The organism is Nocardia sp. NPDC050630, from assembly GCF_044457245.1.
In the GTDB taxonomy this organism is placed as follows: domain Bacteria; phylum Actinomycetota; class Actinomycetes; order Mycobacteriales; family Mycobacteriaceae; genus Nocardia.
Map to the genome: position 1 here is coordinate 12,676 of NZ_JBITGN010000039.1, position 15,894 is coordinate 28,569.

The following is a 15,894-nucleotide window of genomic DNA, read 5'->3' on the forward strand; positions in this document are numbered from 1 at the left end:
GATCCGGTGTCGGGTTGCTGAATTGCTCACGGCGGCTGAGACTTTCGCTGACCACCGTGAAACGCTACGCCCGCGTGCCCGAGCCGGACCAGCCGCGCCGCCCACCACAGTACCGGGCCTGCCTGGTCGATGCTACCGCGACCACCTGCCTGCCCGTCGCGTCGCCAAGCCCAGTGTTCCGCCTGCATGCCAAGACCAAGGCCCTCAGCTACACCGGCGGTCTCAACCTGCTCTACAAGTACGTCAACCAGGGCCGCCTCGACAGCGATCGGATCACTCCTCACCAAGACGGGTAACCCGCTGGTCGCTGACCCGGCCGACCAACCTATCCCAGGGGCGACGCGCCCACCTCGACGAACTACTGGCCGCGTCCCCGGAAAAGACCACCCTCGCCCAGGCGGTACGCGAGTTCGCACGACTGATGCCCCCAGCGCCGCGGCGCAGATCTGGACTACTCGATCAAGCAGGTCCGCGAAGCCGGACTCATCGAGCTCCAACCCTTCCTCACCGGGTTCGACCAAGACCACGACGCCAACTGTCACCGGCCTGCCACCACAGCAACGGCCCATGCGAGCGCGTCAACACCAAAACGAAACTGATCAACACCAAACATACTGCCGCGCAAGCATTCCGGCGCAGGCGCGGGATCAAAGCCACGATCCCGATCAAGGCGGACCAAACTGCCAACCGCCGCAAGAAACGCTCGACCGGGGGTCGCCCGCCCGCGTTCGATGCCGAAGACTACAAAAAGCGCCACGCGGTCGAGTTCGGCATCGGACAGCTGAAGGAACACCGTGCTGTAGCAACCAGATTCGACAAACTCGCCGGTTCGTTACCTGGCCACCGTCCGCATCGCCGCCATCAACCAATGGCTCCGACACGAGTGAGGGCCGCCGCCCGTCCTCACCTCACCTCACTATTGAGACAAGGGCTAGCCGGACGAATCCAACGAATTAGTTGCCGCGCCTGCGCTGTTCCGGTTTCTGCACGAACGGACCAGCCGCGTCTCTACTGCACCTGCAGCTCGTGCAGTGCGTTCCCGTCTTCGGCAGCAATACACCTCCATTTCTGTTCCAGCTCCACCGCGCGCTGTGCGGATTTCTCCCTTTCGACTTCGTTCTCGGCATGCGCAGCATGATCAACCAGCTCCAGCCAATGCTGAAAGTCCGCACGTAGCTCACATTCGGTCTTCGAATCCATTTCTATCTTCCTGATCACCAGATGTCTACCTTTTTGCGCATATCGTCGGATACGCCGAAACATTCGTTTCGACCAACAAGTCATACGATTCGGCTTCTCCTGATTCCACTCGCCCCGGAAGGTAACTGGAGACGACGTGCCCGCATTTCGTCCACCATTTCCGCATAACCCTGATGCGCCTGACCCAGGTGAAACCACGCCTGACGTCGCAGTTCCCCGTCCGCTGAATGCAAGATCACCCACCAAGCCTCGGCAAAGGCCATGGCAAAGCGGCTTATAACCTCACCCAGCGAGTGCGTGTGCATACGCGCACCCTGCATTCTCGGAATATTGCGTGTTGTCCACGCATCTATCTCGCCCACAACTCGATCGATTTCCGCCCGCACCTGCTCACAATCGAAGTCTTTTCGTCTCGCCCCCAGGTCCACCTGGTGCGCTGTCAGTTCGGCGTGCAGATCGCCGAGTTCTCGGGCCCAGTCGACAAGAGCCAAGCCGCTCACCAGGTGGCCGGAGATCGCCTGAAGCAACTCATCGGGCTCCAATAACGGGACCGTCCGGGCCGCTGACCATTGGCCACCCGACTGCGCCATACTGGCTGCATATTCGTTCAGGTACATTGCTCACCTCCTCGCCTCCTCAGCTTTGCGCTCTAGGAGGCGTCATACACATCAGGAGACTTCGAATCCGTTTGCAACGAGCATTCCGACCTACCTACCTATGACCGCGGGCTCACAGATGCGTACCACGACGGGCATCGCGGCACTCCGGCGAAGACCGCGCTCGGCCGGGTAGGCCGAACGGGGTCCCCTCGACGAACGAGACGTTGGGGTTCTTCGCCACTTTCTACTTCGCCTGGATGGGAGGCTGGTTGACGGTGGAGAAGTACTGTATGGCCGCGCCGATCGCGACCGGGCCGGTGATCAGCAGCTGGCCCGCGACGGTACCGAGCGCGCCGACGGCGATGATGCCGCCGAGGCAGCCGATGGCGGCTGCCGGGATGAAGGCGCCGAACAGGCCGACGATCGCCGCGGCAGCGACGGTCGCGCCGGCGATACCGCCGAGCACGCAACCGACGGCGCCGCCGCCGAGGCCGCCGACCAGGGTGCCCAGGGTGGCGCCCATGGTTATGGTGCTGGTCATGCGGGACCAAGCGGCCTGTTCCCGGTCGTATTCGTTCTTCCATGGCGCCTTCTCCTCGAACGGCAGGGCAACCGGCTTGTAGGTCGCGTGCGCCAGATCGAATTGTGGGGTCAGCGTCACCGTGCGGCCGGCGATGTCGGCGGCGATCGGGAATTCGAAGTCGTCGACCCGGAACTTCAGCGGCATGCCGGTAAGTACGGTGCCGTTGACGGCCTTGATCTTGAAGACACCGCTCTCGACAACCATCGAGCCGACGTCGGCCGTGACGGCGGACTGCGTGTCGGTGGCGTGGGCGGTGAAGCCGACCGCTTCCTCGGTCTCGGGCTGCGCACCGGCCGAGCTGGACACGATCCCGATTGCGGCGATCAGGCCTGCGGCCACCGCGACGATTTTCCTCATCATTGTTTACCTCTTGAGTTTTCCCATGGAGCTGTCTGGTAACTTCGATTACGTAGCGAAATGCAAATAAAACTCGATATCTCATCCTCCCTGATAGCCAAGCTCTTCCGCATCGCAGCGATATCGTTTGGCCATACCGGCCTTCAGATGCGTGCAGAGAATTGGGACCGTTGGTGAACTAATACATCGGCCACTCTCAAGTTTGAGATTCCAGGGCGGCGTCACACATCGGGAGGTTTCGATGACGCTACATATCCACCTATTCGTCTACTTACCTATCTATGGCTCAACTCTCCAGGCGAGGCATTTTGTAAACTCAGTCCCGCCGACGGTGGTGTGCACTAACCGGCGCCCCGGACATGGGCTGAGAGGCGCTTTGGCGGCTGGCGCCGCAGAACCCGTGGGAATTCGCAGCATCTGGTCAGTACTGGCACTGTTCCATGGTTCGATGAGCTCCGGCCGACCGAAATCAACTGTGGGCTGCAGATCCGAGTTGATGAACAGCTCGGTCGGGCAGGCGGACAGATCAGGCACGCCCGCAGTACAGCAGTCCAGACTGACGCTCTGCACCCATTTGGTCGCCAATCAGATCATCGCGGCGAAACACCGGATAACTAATTCCTGGCACGAGACGCGGGTCGCTCTCGTACCGCCGCTTACAGTGAATCGCGAACAGTCAGTTCACCTTTCGCTCGCACCCAGCCCAGTAAGGCGCCCGCAATGTGAACTTTTGCAGTTTGCCGGTTGCAGTTCGTGCGAGCTCCGCGCGGAACTCTATGGAGGTCGGCGCTTTGTAGCCGGCGGCCCGGTGCTTGCACCATGCGATCAGCTCTTCCTCGGTTGCCGCTGCGCCCTCAGCCAGAACGACCAGTGCCTTGATCGTCTCGCCCCACTTCTCGCTCGGCACGCCGATCACGGCGACCTCCGCAACTGCAGGATGAGAGAACAACACATCCTCAACCTCGATCGACGAGACGTTCTCACCACCGGTGATGATGACGTCCTTCCTGCGGTCGGAGATCGTGAGATAGCCGTCGTCCCCGATATGACCGCCATCGCCAGTGTGGAACCACCCGCCGGCAAGCGCCTTCTCCGACTCTTCCGGCTGCCCCCAGTAGCCGTCGAGCACCACATTGGAGCGAGCCAGTATCTCACCGGCGTTCTCGCCGGAATCGTCGATACGCACCTCGACACCGAGCGCCGGGACACCGGCCCGGGTCAACTTCGTAGCTCTCTCCTCCGGCGTCAGATCGTCCCACTCCCGGCGCAGGCGGTTGATGGTGAGCAGCGGCGAGGTCTCGGTGAGCCCGTACAACTGGATGAACTCCCAACCGAGTTCCTGCTCAACTCGCACAACGGTTCTCGTCGGAGGCGGGGCACCGGCCATGATTATCCGAACCCGATCGCGTCCGGGTATCTCGCCCTCCCAGGCTTTGGCCGCATCCAGCACCGCGGCCGCGACGGCCGGGGCCGCGCACATAACGGTCACGCCGTGGTCGCGCACCCGACGCAAGATCTCGGCACCGTCCACCTTGCGCAGGACGATGTGCGCGGCACCCAGACCGGTCATCGCGTAAGGCATTCCCCAGCCGTTGGCGTGGAACATCGGCAGAGTGTGGAGGTAGACGTCTCGGTCGGAGACCGTGGCGTGCAGCGCGAAAGTGACGGCATTGACCCAGATGTTGCGATGGGTGATCTGCACTCCCTTGGGCCGAGCAGTCGTACCGGAGGTGTAGTTGATGCATGCCGTGGCGTTCTCGTCCGGCTCCCAGCCGCGCGGTTGCGGCTGACCATCGTCATATGCAGGGGCATACAGTTTGTCGTCATCGCCGAGAACGAACTTGAACTCGGCCTCGACAGACCTCAGTGGCTCCTCCAACTCCGGATCGATCATCAGAACACGAGCCCCCGAATTCTCGACGATGTAACGCACCTCATCGGGACGCAACCGAAAATTCACCGGCACCAACACCCGCCCGAACCCGCTGACACCGAAGAAGGACACCAGCAACCTGGCACTGTTGTGGCTGACGATCGCCACCCGCTCGCCAACGCCGATACCGAGCTGATCGAGCTTCGCAGCCTGACGGCGCGCGAGGGCACCGATCTGGGAGTAACTGAGCCTCCCCAGCGAACGCGCACATTGGTCCGCCTCGTCCACGATGCCGATTCGATCGCCGTATACTCGGACGGCTCGGTCGAGAAAGTCCATGACACTAAAAGGGACGATCATCGGAGTCCTTCGGATCAGGTTCAGTAGCGTCTACGTGGTATTCCGGAATCACCGGCAGGAGAAGATGCGAGGGATGGTCCCCGCCGGTGTGCAGGGTGACCTGACCTCCGTAGATCTTTTCCGGCCGGTCGTCGGGATCGTCGTGGAGGAACGGCCCGACGCCGGTAAGGGGGTTTTTCAGATTCGACAGCCGACCCGCGTTGCCGTCGTACTCGTAGTCCCTACCTCGTATCGCGAAGCCGATGCGGTATCCGGGGTCGAGCACGATCGATGTTGGCAGGATCTCGATCTGCAGCTCATAGACCGTGCCAGGCTCGAGCGGCTGCGGGTTGCGGTGCGTGTGGTACGGCCGGTACGGGGTGGAGATGGCCGAGTCGAGCTCGCGGTGCGATGCCCTCAACCACCCCTGCGCTACCGGCGTGTGTGGGTCGAGCGCTCCCTGGAAAGTCACTTCCTCGCCGGCCGGGTCGAAGACGCGCACGACTAGGAACAGGTCCGCGTCGGATGTCTCACTACTCACGTACAAGGTCGCGGCGAGCGGGCCGGTCAACTCCAAACGCTCCGTAACCGGCGGTGCCAGAAATAGCAGACCTTCGCCTTGCGGGTCATAGGAGCTGCTCGCAGCCGGCGGCTTGTCCCAGGACAGCGTGTCGGACGCCGCGTCGAGGTATTTCGGTGTCCAGGCTGTGCGGGGAAGTGGCCAGCCTTTCTCCTGTCGGGAAGTGAATTTGCCGGTGACGCTCCGCACCTTGACCAGGACGGGTGGTCGTCTGTCCCATCCGTTGTCCTCGCCCTTGAGGAAGTGGTTGAAAAACTCCATCTGGAGACCTACGCCTTCGTCGGCATAGAAGAGCGACCAGTGCGCTTCGCCATGCATCTCGAGCCACTTCTGGCGGGAACCCGAACGGACGAATCCTTCGACGTTGCCGCGCAGGTGAAGTCCCTGGCCACCCCAGTTCCCGCACGACAGCAGCGGTACCTCGATGTCCTCGAGGATCGGGCTTCTGCGCCGGTGGTACTCGTCGTCCGTGGGATGGGACCGCAAGAATTCACGCAGGCGCACCCGGCGCTCGGCGAGCTGCACTGGGGTCAAGGCCTCGTCGCCGCAGATGGCCAGCCCGGAATTGGGGTCGATTCCTGCTTCCGGTCCGATTCCGTGCTGGACCGTTTGAACCTGCATGTCAAACCAGTTCTCCCAGAACGTCTGTCGGATACCGCCGTGGTATGTCGCGTCGCGGTACCAGTCGGAGAAGCCTTCCCACGGGCAGATGGCCGCCAGATAACGCGGCCGCCGAGAAGCGACCTGCCACTGGTTCGCGGCGTAGTACGAGATGCCGAGCAATCCCACCCGGCCGTTACTCCACGGTTGCGTGCCGGCCCATTCGATGCAGGCTTCGAGGTCGCTCGTCTCGCGCTCCGAGAGCACATCGATTGTGCCTGGCGACCGCCCGGCACCGCGGGAGTCGACACGGACGCAGGCATATCCGGCAGGTACCCACCGCTCAGGATCTACGGTTTCCCAATTCTGGTAACGCCCTGCGCTATTACGTTCTACCTCTGGATGATCTCGTATCATCATTTCCCAGGCGCTGGGGTAGGCGGTCTGGAATGAGAGGCCTTTCGCGTAGGGGCCGTAGGTGAGGATGACCGGGTGCGATCGACCTTCAGACGGTGCATAGATATCGCAGCGCAACACCACTCCGTCATCCATGGTTATCGGTTGGTCCCACAAGATCTTCAATTCGTACTCCTGTTGCTGCAAGCGGAGTCAGCCGCCGACATGACTGCTCCATCGGATACGCCCGACCGCGAACTGGCAGAGAGCGCGAATCGCGATACCGGTGAGAGCGACGAGGGCAACCGCGACAAATGCGTCGTTCTGGTGGAACGACCGTGCCTGGGTAAGGATGTAGGTGCCTATTCCAGGGATATTGGTGAGGAACTCCACCGCGACGAGGCCGACCAGGGCCCGGCCGATCGCGACCTGCGCTCCGGCGACGATGTATGGCAACGAGGATGGCAGCACGACGTCCAATGCAAATCGCCAGCACGGCACGCGTAGCACGATTGCCGCATCGACCAACTGAATCGGCACCGATTGTGCTCCGTCGCTCGCACTGACCGCAGCGGGGAGCAGGGCGGACAAAATCACGACAAACAGCCGGGCGTCGCTGGTATAGCCGAGCCAGATTGTCACCATCGGCACAAGCGCAAGAAGTGGGACGGCATACAGGCCCGACGTATACGGGAGCACCAGGCTTCGCAACCACCACACCCGGCCGGTTACCAGGCCCAGAACCGTGCCCACCAGGAAGCCGATCGGCAGACCGGTGACGATAGCAAGCAAACTGGGCCACAGCGCCTCGGTGAATAGTGATGAGATCAGCACTCTCGGCGCAGCCAACACAGTCCCGGTCGGTGTCGGGAGGTAATCCGGCACCCATCGGCCGACCACACACTGCCAGAGAACGAGAACCGCCACAGCGGGAGCGGCCCACATTGCGATGTGACCGGCTCGGCGGGCAGGCTGCGGTAATACCGCACTACGGCGCGAAACTGAACCTGCGATGTTCATCGCGCCCCCACCTGTCGCCACGGTGCCATGTGGCGTTCCAGATAGAGGCCGAAGCCGATCAGTGTGACAGCGATTGCGGCGACCACCACGGTGAGACCGAGCACAGCAGCCGAGTCGAACCGGGCGCTTGCGGCCAGCAGCAGCCCGCCGATCCCGCTGGCGTTGAGGAAGAACTCGGCAGCGAGAGTTCCCACGACGGCCATCGCGATGCCCTGCCGGATACCGCTCATCGCGTACGGGAGAGTATGGGGCACAAGAAGATCAATCCAGATCCGCCATTCAGGACTGCGGTAGGTATGGGTGACGTCCAGTAAACGGCTCGGCACGCGCTTGGCTCCTTCGATGGTGTTGATCGCGATCGGGAACACGGCGCTGAAGAACACCACGAACGACTTCGGGCCTACCCCGAAACCGACCGCAGCGAGGACGATCGGGGTGATGGCGACGATCGGCACTGCTTGGCACAGGTGCAGAAGCCACTCGGTACCAAGGCGAACGCGGCGATTGCGTGCCATAAGCAGGCCAGCGGTCATCCCTACAACGGACGCCGAGAGCAGACCCACTAAGAACAGCAGGCCGGAGGACAGTAGCGCGGGAACGAGGACGCCGGAATCGGCCATGTCCCGGACCGCAGCCGCAGCCGCTGTCGGAGTGTTGACCAGAACCGGATCACGACTGCCGACGAACTGCCAGACCGCCACGCCGAAGGCCAACCCCAGAGTCGTGACTGCCAGAAGACCGAAGCGGGTCGGAGTTCGGGGATGGTGAATTGGCGACATCTCACTTCTCCAGGGCGGAGCTGTAAACCGTCAGGTCGACCATGTCCGCGTAACCGGGCGCCTTACCTTCCTTGACGTTTCCGACCTTGACCTCGGACTCAATAGCGCCCTCGATCTTTTCCTCGGACAGGCCGGCGTCAGTCGGCCAGAAGTGGAGTGCGAGAAAATCCCGCAGAGCGGCCTGGGTGACGTCGATGTCCCGCCCGGTCATTTTCGCTGCGATCTTGGCGGTGGCACCTAGGTTGTCGGGGTTGTTGATGAACTGGACGGCCTCGTGGAGTGCCGCCACGACCGCCACCATGTTCTTCCGAGTCGTAGGGTCTGAAAGCTCGCGACCTGTGGTCACGAACGAGGCGTAGTGCGACAACGGATCGACGTCGGCATCCCGCACGACCACAGCCGGTGCCTTCGCCGTGCGCTTGGTCACCTCCGCCAATTCATCAGGATGAAGCACCGCGACAGTGACCTGACCGGAAGCGACGGCGTCGACGCTCTGCGGGCCGCCGGCGTTCACGGTCTTGACATCATGATGACTGAGACCGCATGAATCGAGCATCACCGACAGAGCCAGGTCCTTCGGCGCCCCGGTGGCGTCGACCGCGATGGTCTTGCCTGCGAGGTTCTTGCAGGAATTGATCGACGTGTCGGTCGACGCGACGAGATAGGACGGCACTTCGAATCCGAAGATCGCCTTGATGTCGGCTCCGCTGGCGCGCAGCGCCACCGCGCCGTTGGTGCCCACAATTCCCCCATCGAGCTGTCCACTCTGGACAGCGCGGCCGACGTCGGCTCCGGTGGCCAATGGCCGAAGGGTGACATCGACACCGTGTTCGGCGAACATGCCCTGGTCCTTGGCTACATATGCCGCGGTGGCAACGAAGACCGGCGGCACACCAGGCATTCCGAGCGTGACCGAACTGCCTGCCGCGCGGTTGGTGGCATTGCCGCATCCGGAGAGTCCCGCGGCCAGTGCCATCACGGCAAGGGTGGCGAATGGGATCCGATAGTTGATTTTCACGACGGTTCCTTCTGAGTAGACGGTGCCGAGTTCGAGACGGGCCCGGCCAAATCGGTCTGATCCATGACACTCGCCCAAACGTGTTCGCGCAGTGCCAGAAACTGCTTGCACCCCAGCACGGAGCGATCGTGACGGTTGGGAAGCTCGACATCTACGACCTCGGCGATGGAGGACGGCCGTCCTTTCAGAACGACTACGCGGTTCCCGAAGAAAACCGCCTCATCGATCGAGTGAGTAACAAAGAGCGTCGTGACGTTGTGACTCGCGAGGATGTTCAGCACTTCGAACTGCAGGACTTCCTTCGTCTGAGCGTCCAGCGCGCCGAATGGTTCGTCCATCAGCAAGACCCGCGGCCGATCCGCGATCGCACGCGCCAGCCCAGCACGCTGCTGCATGCCACCTGACAACTCGTGCGGATAGGACCGCTCGTGGCCGCCGAGGCCGACCAATTGGACGAGTTCGGCAGCTCGTTTGTGTGCATCGCGCTTGCGGATACCGCGGACTACCAGCGGGTACGCGATGTTCGCCAGAACGGTCTTCCACGGGAAGAGACCGAAATGCTGGAACACCATGGCAACACCCTGAGGTGCGCTTTGGACCGAGGCTCCCGCAACCTCGACCACCCCGCGCATCGGATGTGCCAAGCCTGCCACCGATCGCAGCAAGGTCGTCTTGCCGCATCCCGAAGGGCCGACAATCGAAATGACTTCACCTGCAGAGATATCCAGATCGATGGCGTCCGTCACCGCTCGGCCGGCGTAGCCCAGCACCACCCCTCGGAAAGAGACCTCAGCCCCGCTGAGCGGTGGGGCACTCGCCCTCGACTCATGTCGTCGCGACCTCACTGTTGCCTGCGTCACACTCATGCGAAGCATCATTGCGGCAATCGTGCCGAATGTCTACCCCTTGATGCCTATTTTACGCAATAATGCATTCATGGCCGTGATTCTTCTTCACTCACTCGCTCTGGACTCTCGGAGTTGGGACGGAGTGCTTCCAGGTATCGCAGAATTAGGACCTCTGACCGTCGACCTCCCCGGACATGGCGAAGCACTTTCGGCGCCCTTCGAACTCGACCGGGCTGTCGAGCGTGTCCTGGACGCGATAACCGGTCACCTGCCGTGCCACGAAGGTGTGCCCAAGTCTCCTGCGATCCACGTTGTCGGCTGCGGAATCGGTGCTCTGATCGCCGATCGCGTCTCTCGCCGAATCCACGTCGACACCCTCACATTGATGTCTTGGCCGCCCGACCAGCGACCTGGGCAGTTGGCCGCCCGCGCCGACACCGCCCGGCAAGCCTTGTCCGCGGATGAGGTCGGGTTCCTTCGGGAATACCGCTCCGGGATCACCACATGCCGATCCGCACCGCCGGCTCCGGTCTCGGCGGCCTCGTTTGTCGCCGCGCTGCGGGCCGCGGCAGTATGGCGGCCGCAGCGCCGCCCGGACGCGACCGCGGTGCGCATCGTTCGCGGTCGTGCCGACGAACGGACATCAGCCGTCGATGCACGCCGGCTGGCTGCTCGCTGGGACGCGCGCTATATCGAAGTCGGTGACGCCGGCCATGCCTGCTACGTCGACCAACCCGACCGTCTCGCAACCTTGATCAGAGACCTCGATGACGGCGATGGATACCCTCCGACTACTTTGAGTACGCTCGCCCCGCCCGCAGAAGGAGAGTCATGACCACCGAATCAGATGCGCGCACGGGGCTAAGCAATACCGCAACCCGTCCTGCCGTCACCAAGCGCGACATGATCGCCGCCGAGATCAAGCGTCTCATCAATACGGGCGAGCTCCCCCGCGGCCAACGGCTTCAGCAAGAAGAGCTCGCCGTACGATTCGAAACAAGCATCACGCCCGTGCGGGAAGCGCTCCGTCAGCTTGCGACCGAGGGGATTCTGGTCGCGCAGCCGAATCGAGGGGTACGGGTCGCCGACGCTGATCTCGACCAGGTCAAGCTCGTCTATCTACAACGCCGCCTCATCGAGCCCTACGCGATGCAACGCGCAACCCGAAGGTTCTCTCCGCTCGATCTCGATCTGGCTGAAGGTCTCGTGAACGACATGGAACGCGCGGTCGGCGACTCCGATCGCGTCCGCCTCAATGAGCTGAACTACGAGTTCCACTTCCTGTTCTACGAACGCACCGGGATCGCCGGCATTTCCGAGTACATCGAGATGCTGTGGAGCCAATACCCCTGGGACGTCCTTCAAGTGCTGCCAGAACGCATGAACGAGACGAACGCCGAGCATCGCGCGCAGCTGACAGCCGTGCGTGCTGGAGACATAGAAGCCGTTCGCGAGGTCACCGAGAAGCATCTGTCGAACAGCTTCCTCCGTCTCGCCGAGCATCTGAGCGGTTCACCCGTTCCAGATCCCTTCGATATCGACAACGACTGATCCCATCTCCCCAGCCTCATCGCCACCGACGTCACCGAGGCTGGGGATCGATCGCTCGACCTCCTCAGCCCCACCGGTCTCTAAGGGGGATGTAGTCACGACTACTTGGCGCCCATTCGGCAGGCGAGCCATACTCCACCGTCCGTTCGCCTCTGCCTGCGGATGCGCGAGCACATCTCGCAGCGTGTTCAGTCGGCCGAACGGGACATCGGCACGCTGGAGCCGTTCTGTCAATTCGGTTGCTGTCCAGAATGCGATCGCGGTCTGGACCGCGGCATCGATGACCGCACGCCTCGCGACGCGCTGCGCATTGGTGGCGTTCTCGTCGGTGAGCAAATGCGCAGCATCGAGGGCGCCGCCGCACAGCCGCTGCCACTGTCCGTCGTTCTGGACAGCGATCATTATGTCGACACCGTCCCGGCACCGGAACGGGCCGTATGGAGCGATACTCGCATGCCCGAGTCCTGCGGGAGGTGGCGCGGCGCCGTCGTACTGTTCGGCCAACAACAGAGGACTCATCCACTCCAGGAGAACGTCGAAAAGAGCCACTTCGACCCGCTTCCCGACACCGGTGCGCTGCCGTTCCAGCAGTGCGGCGAGGATCGAGGCCAAGGCATATACGCCTCCTCCGACATCGGCAAGAGACACACCTGGCTTGGCCGGTTGATCAACCGTCCCGGTGGCGAGGATAGTACCCGCCTCACCCTGCACCAACGCGTCGTAAGCCTTACGGTCCGAGTACGGCCCCGTACCACCGTATCCGGAAATGTAACAGCGAACGAGCCTCGGGTTGAGGCTCTCTAGCCTGCTGTCCGGCACAATCCGTTCCAATGCTCCTGGAGCAAGGTTACTTACGAGCACGTCGGCAGACGTGACGAGCTGCTCGAAGGCGGCGACTCCGGAATCAGACTTGAGATCGAGTACGAAGCTCCGCTTGCCCCGATTGAGCCACACGAAGTGCGATGACCATCCCAACACCGCCGAGTCGTATTGGCGGGCGAAATCGCCCGCCGGTGGCCGCTCGATCTTTACGACATCGGCACCGAGGTCGGCCAAATGCCTCGAACACAGCGGCGCTGCGACCGCCTGCTCGACAGCAACCACTCTGATCCCGAGGAGATCCTGCCTCACTGTGCACCACCGAAGCGGAGCACCGTGCCTACCGAAGGCTGGACGTAGTTCGGCGCGAGGTCTCGCGAAAATGCCGAATGCGCCGGGAGACCGCTACAGTGCATCGGCATCACGGTCGCGACCTCGAGCTCCGCGAGCGCGTCGACGGTCAGCGCAACGTTCTCGGTCGGCGTGGTCGGGAACCCCAGGTGAAACCCACCCATGACCGCTCGGATCGGACTCGGGCCGCAGAGCGCGCGAGCCCGAAGCAGGGTGTTGACGACGCCGGCGTGGGCGCAACCGGTAAGGACAACAAGCCCGACGTTACGCACATCGATGATCAATCCCATTTCGTCGATGACATCGTCGCGGACCCACTCGCCCGCCGCGTTGAGTTGGTAGAGGCCAGGGTTGCCGAGAACCACATCCGGGGTCGGCGCCTCGAATGACGTGGTCCGCGGAATGAACCCCGTCGTGTAAACGCCCAGACCAAGGTCCAACGGGTCTTTCGTCAGCACGGGCAGACCGCCTGAACGTGCCAGCTGCTCGGGCATGAACCGCGCGTTGTAGACCGGCGAGGAGCGTCCGTCCGCCATGACGGCATACCTCGGAAGGAAAGCATCCGCATGTGTCGCGATCGGCAACGGATGATCGATTCCTTCGAGGAGACCGTGGATTCCACCGAAATGGTCCGGATGCCCGTGACTGATCACAACATGATCGATCGAGTCCGGCGATATACCGAGGACACGCATATTGTGCCGCAACACGATACCGGTCAGACCAACGTCGAACAGGATCCGGCGGCGATGCCGGCCAGCCTCCACATCGACAAGAAGGCTGATTCCGTTCTCGGCTTGTGGCGGGATACGCGCATGATCGAAGTGTTCGATCAGTCCGTACCTCGTTACGCAGTGATCACCTGTGTCGATCGGACTCGCCTGGTCCGGAAGCAACATATCGACCCAGTTCTCTACCAAGACCGTGATCGTGACGGCGTCTGCCTTCATAATCAAAGCACCTCCCTAGAGGCACAAGTCTGTCAGAGAATGCATTCTCTTGTCTAGAGTGCCTATATGAGCTACAACCGACCGCACATCCAGTTTGGTGCCCATCTCTACGTTCCCGCCGATCAACCGAGGTTGTTGGAGTCGGCCAGACGACGCGACGTCAGCGCCGTCATCTTCGATCTGGAGGACTCGGTCGCCCCCGACCGCAAGGATCTGGCGCTCACGGCGGTGCTCGAGGAGTTGCTCGGTAGCTCCCACCGCGGACAACTGTGGATTCGCTTGAACTCCGGAGCTCGCGCCCTAGCGGAGGTGACCCGTATCGCCGCAGCACAGCCCGCCGAACTGCGCGGTGTCTGGGTCCCCAAAGCAGAGAGATCGCAGCAGGTCGACCTGATCGCGGACGTCCTCCCGCAAACGATGCTGATCGGAGTGATCGTCGAGTCTGCGACCGGCCTCTTCGCCCTTCCTCGGCTCCTGGCACACCCTCGGGTCAACGCGGTGCAACTCGGCGAGGTCGACCTCTCGGCAGATCTCGGTATCGACACAACCGACGCCGCTGCGATGGACCCGTATCGCGCCCTCGTTGTCGCCTCGGCAGCGGCGGCCCGCGTCGCCCCGCCCATCGGGCCGGTTTCGGACCGCCTGGACGATATGAGCGAATTCGCCCGTACGTCAAAGCAACTCGCCGCCAGGGGATTTGCAGGACGGGGATGTCTGAACCCGGCGCAAGCGGACATCGCCGAACGAACCTTCCGGCCCTCTCTCCAGGAGGTCACTGCGGCGCGTCAGCTCATTCAGGAATACCAGCGCGCTCTCGTACAAGGAACCGGTGTACTGCGCACCGACGGCGTGATGATCGACGAGGCCTCGGTCCGGCAGGCGAAGGCCACATTGGCCAAGCTGGGAGTACCTGAAGAGGGCGGACCCGACTTCGGTACTTCCGGCCGAGGCTGATGGCTCGGCCGGAAGTACCAATCGGTGACCGCGTCAGGCCGCGGTGGGGCGCTTACCGTCGGAGGCGATGGTGAGGATGTCCTTGTTGCCGTCTGCCCAGGTGGCGGTCATAACGAGGGTGTCGATCCGCCATTGGTCATCGACTCTTGTCAGACCGATGCGGTAGAGCCCGCCCAGCGTCCAGCGCGGTGATCCGAACGGGTTAGCCAGCAGGTGGATCGCCTGGAATACCGCGGTCAATTCGGCGCGGTCACCGTCGACCTGGACTAGGTGGCTGGTGTCGAACGCGCCTGTCGGCGCGGTGATGCCGCCGGGCTGGTATGTCGTGGTTGGTTGACGGCGGCTGGCGGTGACTGTGCCCGGATTGTCGTATCAGGCTGTGTCCGTGGTGATTTGGGCTTTGTCTGTGGTGCGCCCGGAATGTCAGGCGGCGGCTGTGGTCCATCCACTGGTGCTGTAGCCGATCCCGAGGACGGCGAGGCGGGCGAGGTTGTGCGCGGCGGCGAGCAGCCCGAAGTCGGCACTGATCTTGGCTTGTCCACGCAGACGAGCGCGGCGTCCGCCGTGGCGGCGGCGCATCAGGTGCCCGATTTTGCGTTCCACCTTGGGGCGGGTCGCGCGGTAGGCGGCCTTCCAGGCCGGGTCCAGCTGCCGGGCGCGGGCGGTGGCCAGGTAATCGTGCGCCCGCCGGCCGCCGTTGTGCACTGCGCGCGCAGCGGGCACCCGGTGCAGGCGGCACCGAAGTAGGCGGCGCCGGTGTGGCGGCCGGTGCGGGCCGCGATCGTCGCGGTGACTCCAGCCGGGCAGGTCACCGTGCGGTGGTCCAGGTCGATGCTGAACCGGTCCTTGGAGAAATGCCCTTTCACCGACGGCGACGGCTGCACCTTGATCTGGTTGCCAATCCCGTTGTCGTCCAACCGTTTCAGCAACTCTCCCGCCCCGTATGCGGCATCACCGAAAACCACCACCCCACCCGCTTCGGCTTCGGCTTCGGCTTCGGCTTCGGCTTCGGCTTCGGCTTCGGCTTCGGCTTCGGCTTCGGCTTCGGCTTCGGCTTCGGCTTCGGCTTCGGCTTCG

The 15,894-nt window shown here is 62.9% G+C and carries 20 protein-coding genes and 1 pseudogene; 7 read left to right on the forward strand and 14 right to left on the reverse strand.

Annotated elements, in window-relative coordinates:
- Positions 1-56 precede the first annotated feature (56 nt).
- Positions 57-296 (forward strand): hypothetical protein, encoded by a 240-nt coding sequence (locus ACIBG0_RS40760; protein ID WP_397040734.1) that lies wholly within the window; start codon positions 57-59, stop codon positions 294-296.
- A gap of 242 nt (positions 297-538) precedes the next feature.
- Here ACIBG0_RS40760 and ACIBG0_RS40765 read toward each other — a convergent pair whose 3' ends face one another.
- The 9 genes from ACIBG0_RS40765 to ACIBG0_RS40805 all read right to left on the reverse strand — a co-directional run bounded on the left by ACIBG0_RS40765 (position 539) and on the right by ACIBG0_RS40805 (position 9,167).
- On the reverse strand, positions 539-793 hold the full coding sequence (locus tag ACIBG0_RS40765; RefSeq protein ID WP_397040736.1) for a hypothetical protein: 255 nt from the start codon (positions 791-793) through the stop codon (positions 539-541).
- A gap of 215 nt (positions 794-1,008) precedes the next feature.
- Complete coding sequence (locus ACIBG0_RS40770; protein WP_397040738.1) at positions 1,009-1,200, reverse strand: hypothetical protein; 192 nt, start codon at positions 1,198-1,200, stop codon at positions 1,009-1,011.
- Between the two features lie 80 nt (positions 1,201-1,280).
- Positions 1,281-1,817, reverse strand: a complete 537-nt coding sequence (locus ACIBG0_RS40775) for a hypothetical protein (protein WP_397040740.1) — start codon at positions 1,815-1,817, stop codon at positions 1,281-1,283.
- Between the two features lie 226 nt (positions 1,818-2,043).
- A complete protein-coding gene (locus ACIBG0_RS40780) occupies positions 2,044-2,739 on the reverse strand; it encodes a hypothetical protein (RefSeq protein WP_397040742.1) in 696 nt (231 codons plus the stop codon).
- 676 nt (positions 2,740-3,415) lie between these two features.
- A complete protein-coding gene (locus ACIBG0_RS40785; protein ID WP_397040744.1) occupies positions 3,416-4,972 on the reverse strand; it encodes an AMP-binding protein in 1,557 nt (518 codons plus the stop codon).
- Positions 4,956-6,734 (reverse strand): CocE/NonD family hydrolase, encoded by a 1,779-nt coding sequence (locus ACIBG0_RS40790; protein ID WP_397040746.1) that lies wholly within the window; start codon positions 6,732-6,734, stop codon positions 4,956-4,958. The genes ACIBG0_RS40785 and ACIBG0_RS40790 overlap by 17 nt, the downstream gene beginning before the upstream one ends.
- Positions 6,735-6,740: 6 nt before the next feature.
- Positions 6,741-7,454, reverse strand: coding sequence for an ABC transporter permease (locus ACIBG0_RS40795; protein WP_397040748.1), 714 nt, complete (start codon positions 7,452-7,454; stop codon positions 6,741-6,743).
- Positions 7,455-7,543: 89 nt separating this feature from the next.
- Positions 7,544-8,326 (reverse strand): ABC transporter permease, encoded by a 783-nt coding sequence (locus tag ACIBG0_RS40800; protein WP_397040750.1) that lies wholly within the window; start codon positions 8,324-8,326, stop codon positions 7,544-7,546.
- Position 8,327: 1 nt separating this feature from the next.
- Positions 8,328-9,167: an ABC transporter substrate-binding protein gene (locus ACIBG0_RS40805; RefSeq protein WP_397040752.1), complete on the reverse strand. Its 840-nt coding sequence runs from the start codon at positions 9,165-9,167 to the stop codon at positions 8,328-8,330.
- Positions 9,168-9,195: 28 nt separating this feature from the next.
- Here ACIBG0_RS40805 and ACIBG0_RS40810 point away from each other — a divergent pair, with 28 nt between their 5' ends.
- Positions 9,196-9,333 (forward strand): hypothetical protein, encoded by a 138-nt coding sequence (locus ACIBG0_RS40810; protein ID WP_397040753.1) that lies wholly within the window; start codon positions 9,196-9,198, stop codon positions 9,331-9,333.
- A 7-nt stretch (positions 9,334-9,340) separates the two neighbouring features.
- Here the strand turns inward: ACIBG0_RS40810 and ACIBG0_RS40815 are convergent, their stop codons facing one another.
- Positions 9,341-10,090: an ABC transporter ATP-binding protein gene (locus ACIBG0_RS40815; protein WP_397040755.1), complete on the reverse strand. Its 750-nt coding sequence runs from the start codon at positions 10,088-10,090 to the stop codon at positions 9,341-9,343.
- A gap of 190 nt (positions 10,091-10,280) precedes the next feature.
- Between ACIBG0_RS40815 and ACIBG0_RS40820 the strand changes: the two genes are divergently transcribed.
- Both ACIBG0_RS40820 and ACIBG0_RS40825 read left to right on the forward strand, forming a co-directional pair.
- Positions 10,281-11,027, forward strand: a complete 747-nt coding sequence (locus ACIBG0_RS40820; RefSeq protein ID WP_397040757.1) for an alpha/beta fold hydrolase — start codon at positions 10,281-10,283, stop codon at positions 11,025-11,027.
- Positions 11,024-11,743: a GntR family transcriptional regulator gene (locus ACIBG0_RS40825; protein WP_397040758.1), complete on the forward strand. Its 720-nt coding sequence runs from the start codon at positions 11,024-11,026 to the stop codon at positions 11,741-11,743. Before ACIBG0_RS40820 ends, ACIBG0_RS40825 begins: the two co-directional genes overlap by 4 nt.
- On the opposite strand, the gene ACIBG0_RS40830 is transcribed toward ACIBG0_RS40825, so the two are convergent.
- Together ACIBG0_RS40830 and ACIBG0_RS40835 are read right to left on the reverse strand one after the other, a co-directional pair.
- A complete protein-coding gene (locus tag ACIBG0_RS40830) occupies positions 11,705-12,874 on the reverse strand; it encodes a CaiB/BaiF CoA transferase family protein (protein WP_397040760.1) in 1,170 nt (389 codons plus the stop codon). The genes ACIBG0_RS40825 and ACIBG0_RS40830 overlap by 39 nt on opposite strands.
- Positions 12,871-13,608 carry an MBL fold metallo-hydrolase gene (locus ACIBG0_RS40835; protein WP_397040766.1) on the reverse strand — a complete coding sequence of 246 codons (738 nt, stop codon included), beginning with the start codon at positions 13,606-13,608 and terminating at the stop codon, positions 12,871-12,873. The genes ACIBG0_RS40830 and ACIBG0_RS40835 overlap by 4 nt, the downstream gene beginning before the upstream one ends.
- On the opposite strand from ACIBG0_RS40835, the gene ACIBG0_RS40840 reads away from it, so the two are divergent.
- Positions 13,501-13,920, forward strand: a complete 420-nt coding sequence (locus ACIBG0_RS40840) for a hypothetical protein (protein ID WP_397040772.1) — start codon at positions 13,501-13,503, stop codon at positions 13,918-13,920. The genes ACIBG0_RS40835 and ACIBG0_RS40840 overlap by 108 nt on opposite strands.
- Positions 13,921-13,929: 9 nt before the next feature.
- Positions 13,930-14,817 carry an HpcH/HpaI aldolase/citrate lyase family protein gene (locus ACIBG0_RS40845; protein WP_397040761.1) on the forward strand — a complete coding sequence of 296 codons (888 nt, stop codon included), beginning with the start codon at positions 13,930-13,932 and terminating at the stop codon, positions 14,815-14,817.
- Between the two features lie 33 nt (positions 14,818-14,850).
- Here ACIBG0_RS40845 and ACIBG0_RS40850 read toward each other — a convergent pair whose 3' ends face one another.
- Positions 14,851-15,123, reverse strand: coding sequence for a nuclear transport factor 2 family protein (locus tag ACIBG0_RS40850; RefSeq protein WP_397040768.1), 273 nt, complete (start codon positions 15,121-15,123; stop codon positions 14,851-14,853).
- 117 nt (positions 15,124-15,240) lie between these two features.
- Positions 15,241-15,683, reverse strand: a pseudogene (locus tag ACIBG0_RS40855) (transposase).
- Between ACIBG0_RS40855 and ACIBG0_RS40860 the strand changes: the two are divergent.
- On the forward strand, positions 15,576-15,894 hold a 319-nt coding region (locus ACIBG0_RS40860; RefSeq protein ID WP_397040774.1), incomplete at its 3' end, for a hypothetical protein. The pseudogene ACIBG0_RS40855 and the gene ACIBG0_RS40860 overlap by 108 nt on opposite strands.

Excerpts from the sequence above, each read along its gene's own strand:
- ACIBG0_RS40770 (WP_397040738.1), bottom strand. The coding sequence starts at position 1,200 with ATGGATTCGAAGACCGAATGTGAGCTACGTGCGGACTTTCAGCATTGG.
- ACIBG0_RS40775 (WP_397040740.1), bottom strand. The coding sequence starts at position 1,817 with ATGTACCTGAACGAATATGCAGCCAGTATGGCGCAGTCGGGTGGCCAA.
- ACIBG0_RS40780 (WP_397040742.1), bottom strand. The coding sequence starts at position 2,739 with ATGAGGAAAATCGTCGCGGTGGCCGCAGGCCTGATCGCCGCAATCGGG.
- ACIBG0_RS40785 (WP_397040744.1), bottom strand. The coding sequence starts at position 4,972 with ATGATCGTCCCTTTTAGTGTCATGGACTTTCTCGACCGAGCCGTCCGA.
- ACIBG0_RS40800 (WP_397040750.1), bottom strand. The coding sequence starts at position 8,326 with ATGTCGCCAATTCACCATCCCCGAACTCCGACCCGCTTCGGTCTTCTG.
- ACIBG0_RS40805 (WP_397040752.1), bottom strand. The coding sequence starts at position 9,167 with ATGTTCGCCGAACACGGTGTCGATGTCACCCTTCGGCCATTGGCCACC.
- ACIBG0_RS40820 (WP_397040757.1), top strand. The coding sequence starts at position 10,281 with ATGGCCGTGATTCTTCTTCACTCACTCGCTCTGGACTCTCGGAGTTGG.
- ACIBG0_RS40825 (WP_397040758.1), top strand. The coding sequence starts at position 11,024 with ATGACCACCGAATCAGATGCGCGCACGGGGCTAAGCAATACCGCAACC.
- ACIBG0_RS40840 (WP_397040772.1), top strand. The coding sequence starts at position 13,501 with ATGATCGATTCCTTCGAGGAGACCGTGGATTCCACCGAAATGGTCCGG.
- ACIBG0_RS40835 (WP_397040766.1), bottom strand. The coding sequence starts at position 13,608 with ATGCGTGTCCTCGGTATATCGCCGGACTCGATCGATCATGTTGTGATC.
- ACIBG0_RS40845 (WP_397040761.1), top strand. The coding sequence starts at position 13,930 with ATGAGCTACAACCGACCGCACATCCAGTTTGGTGCCCATCTCTACGTT.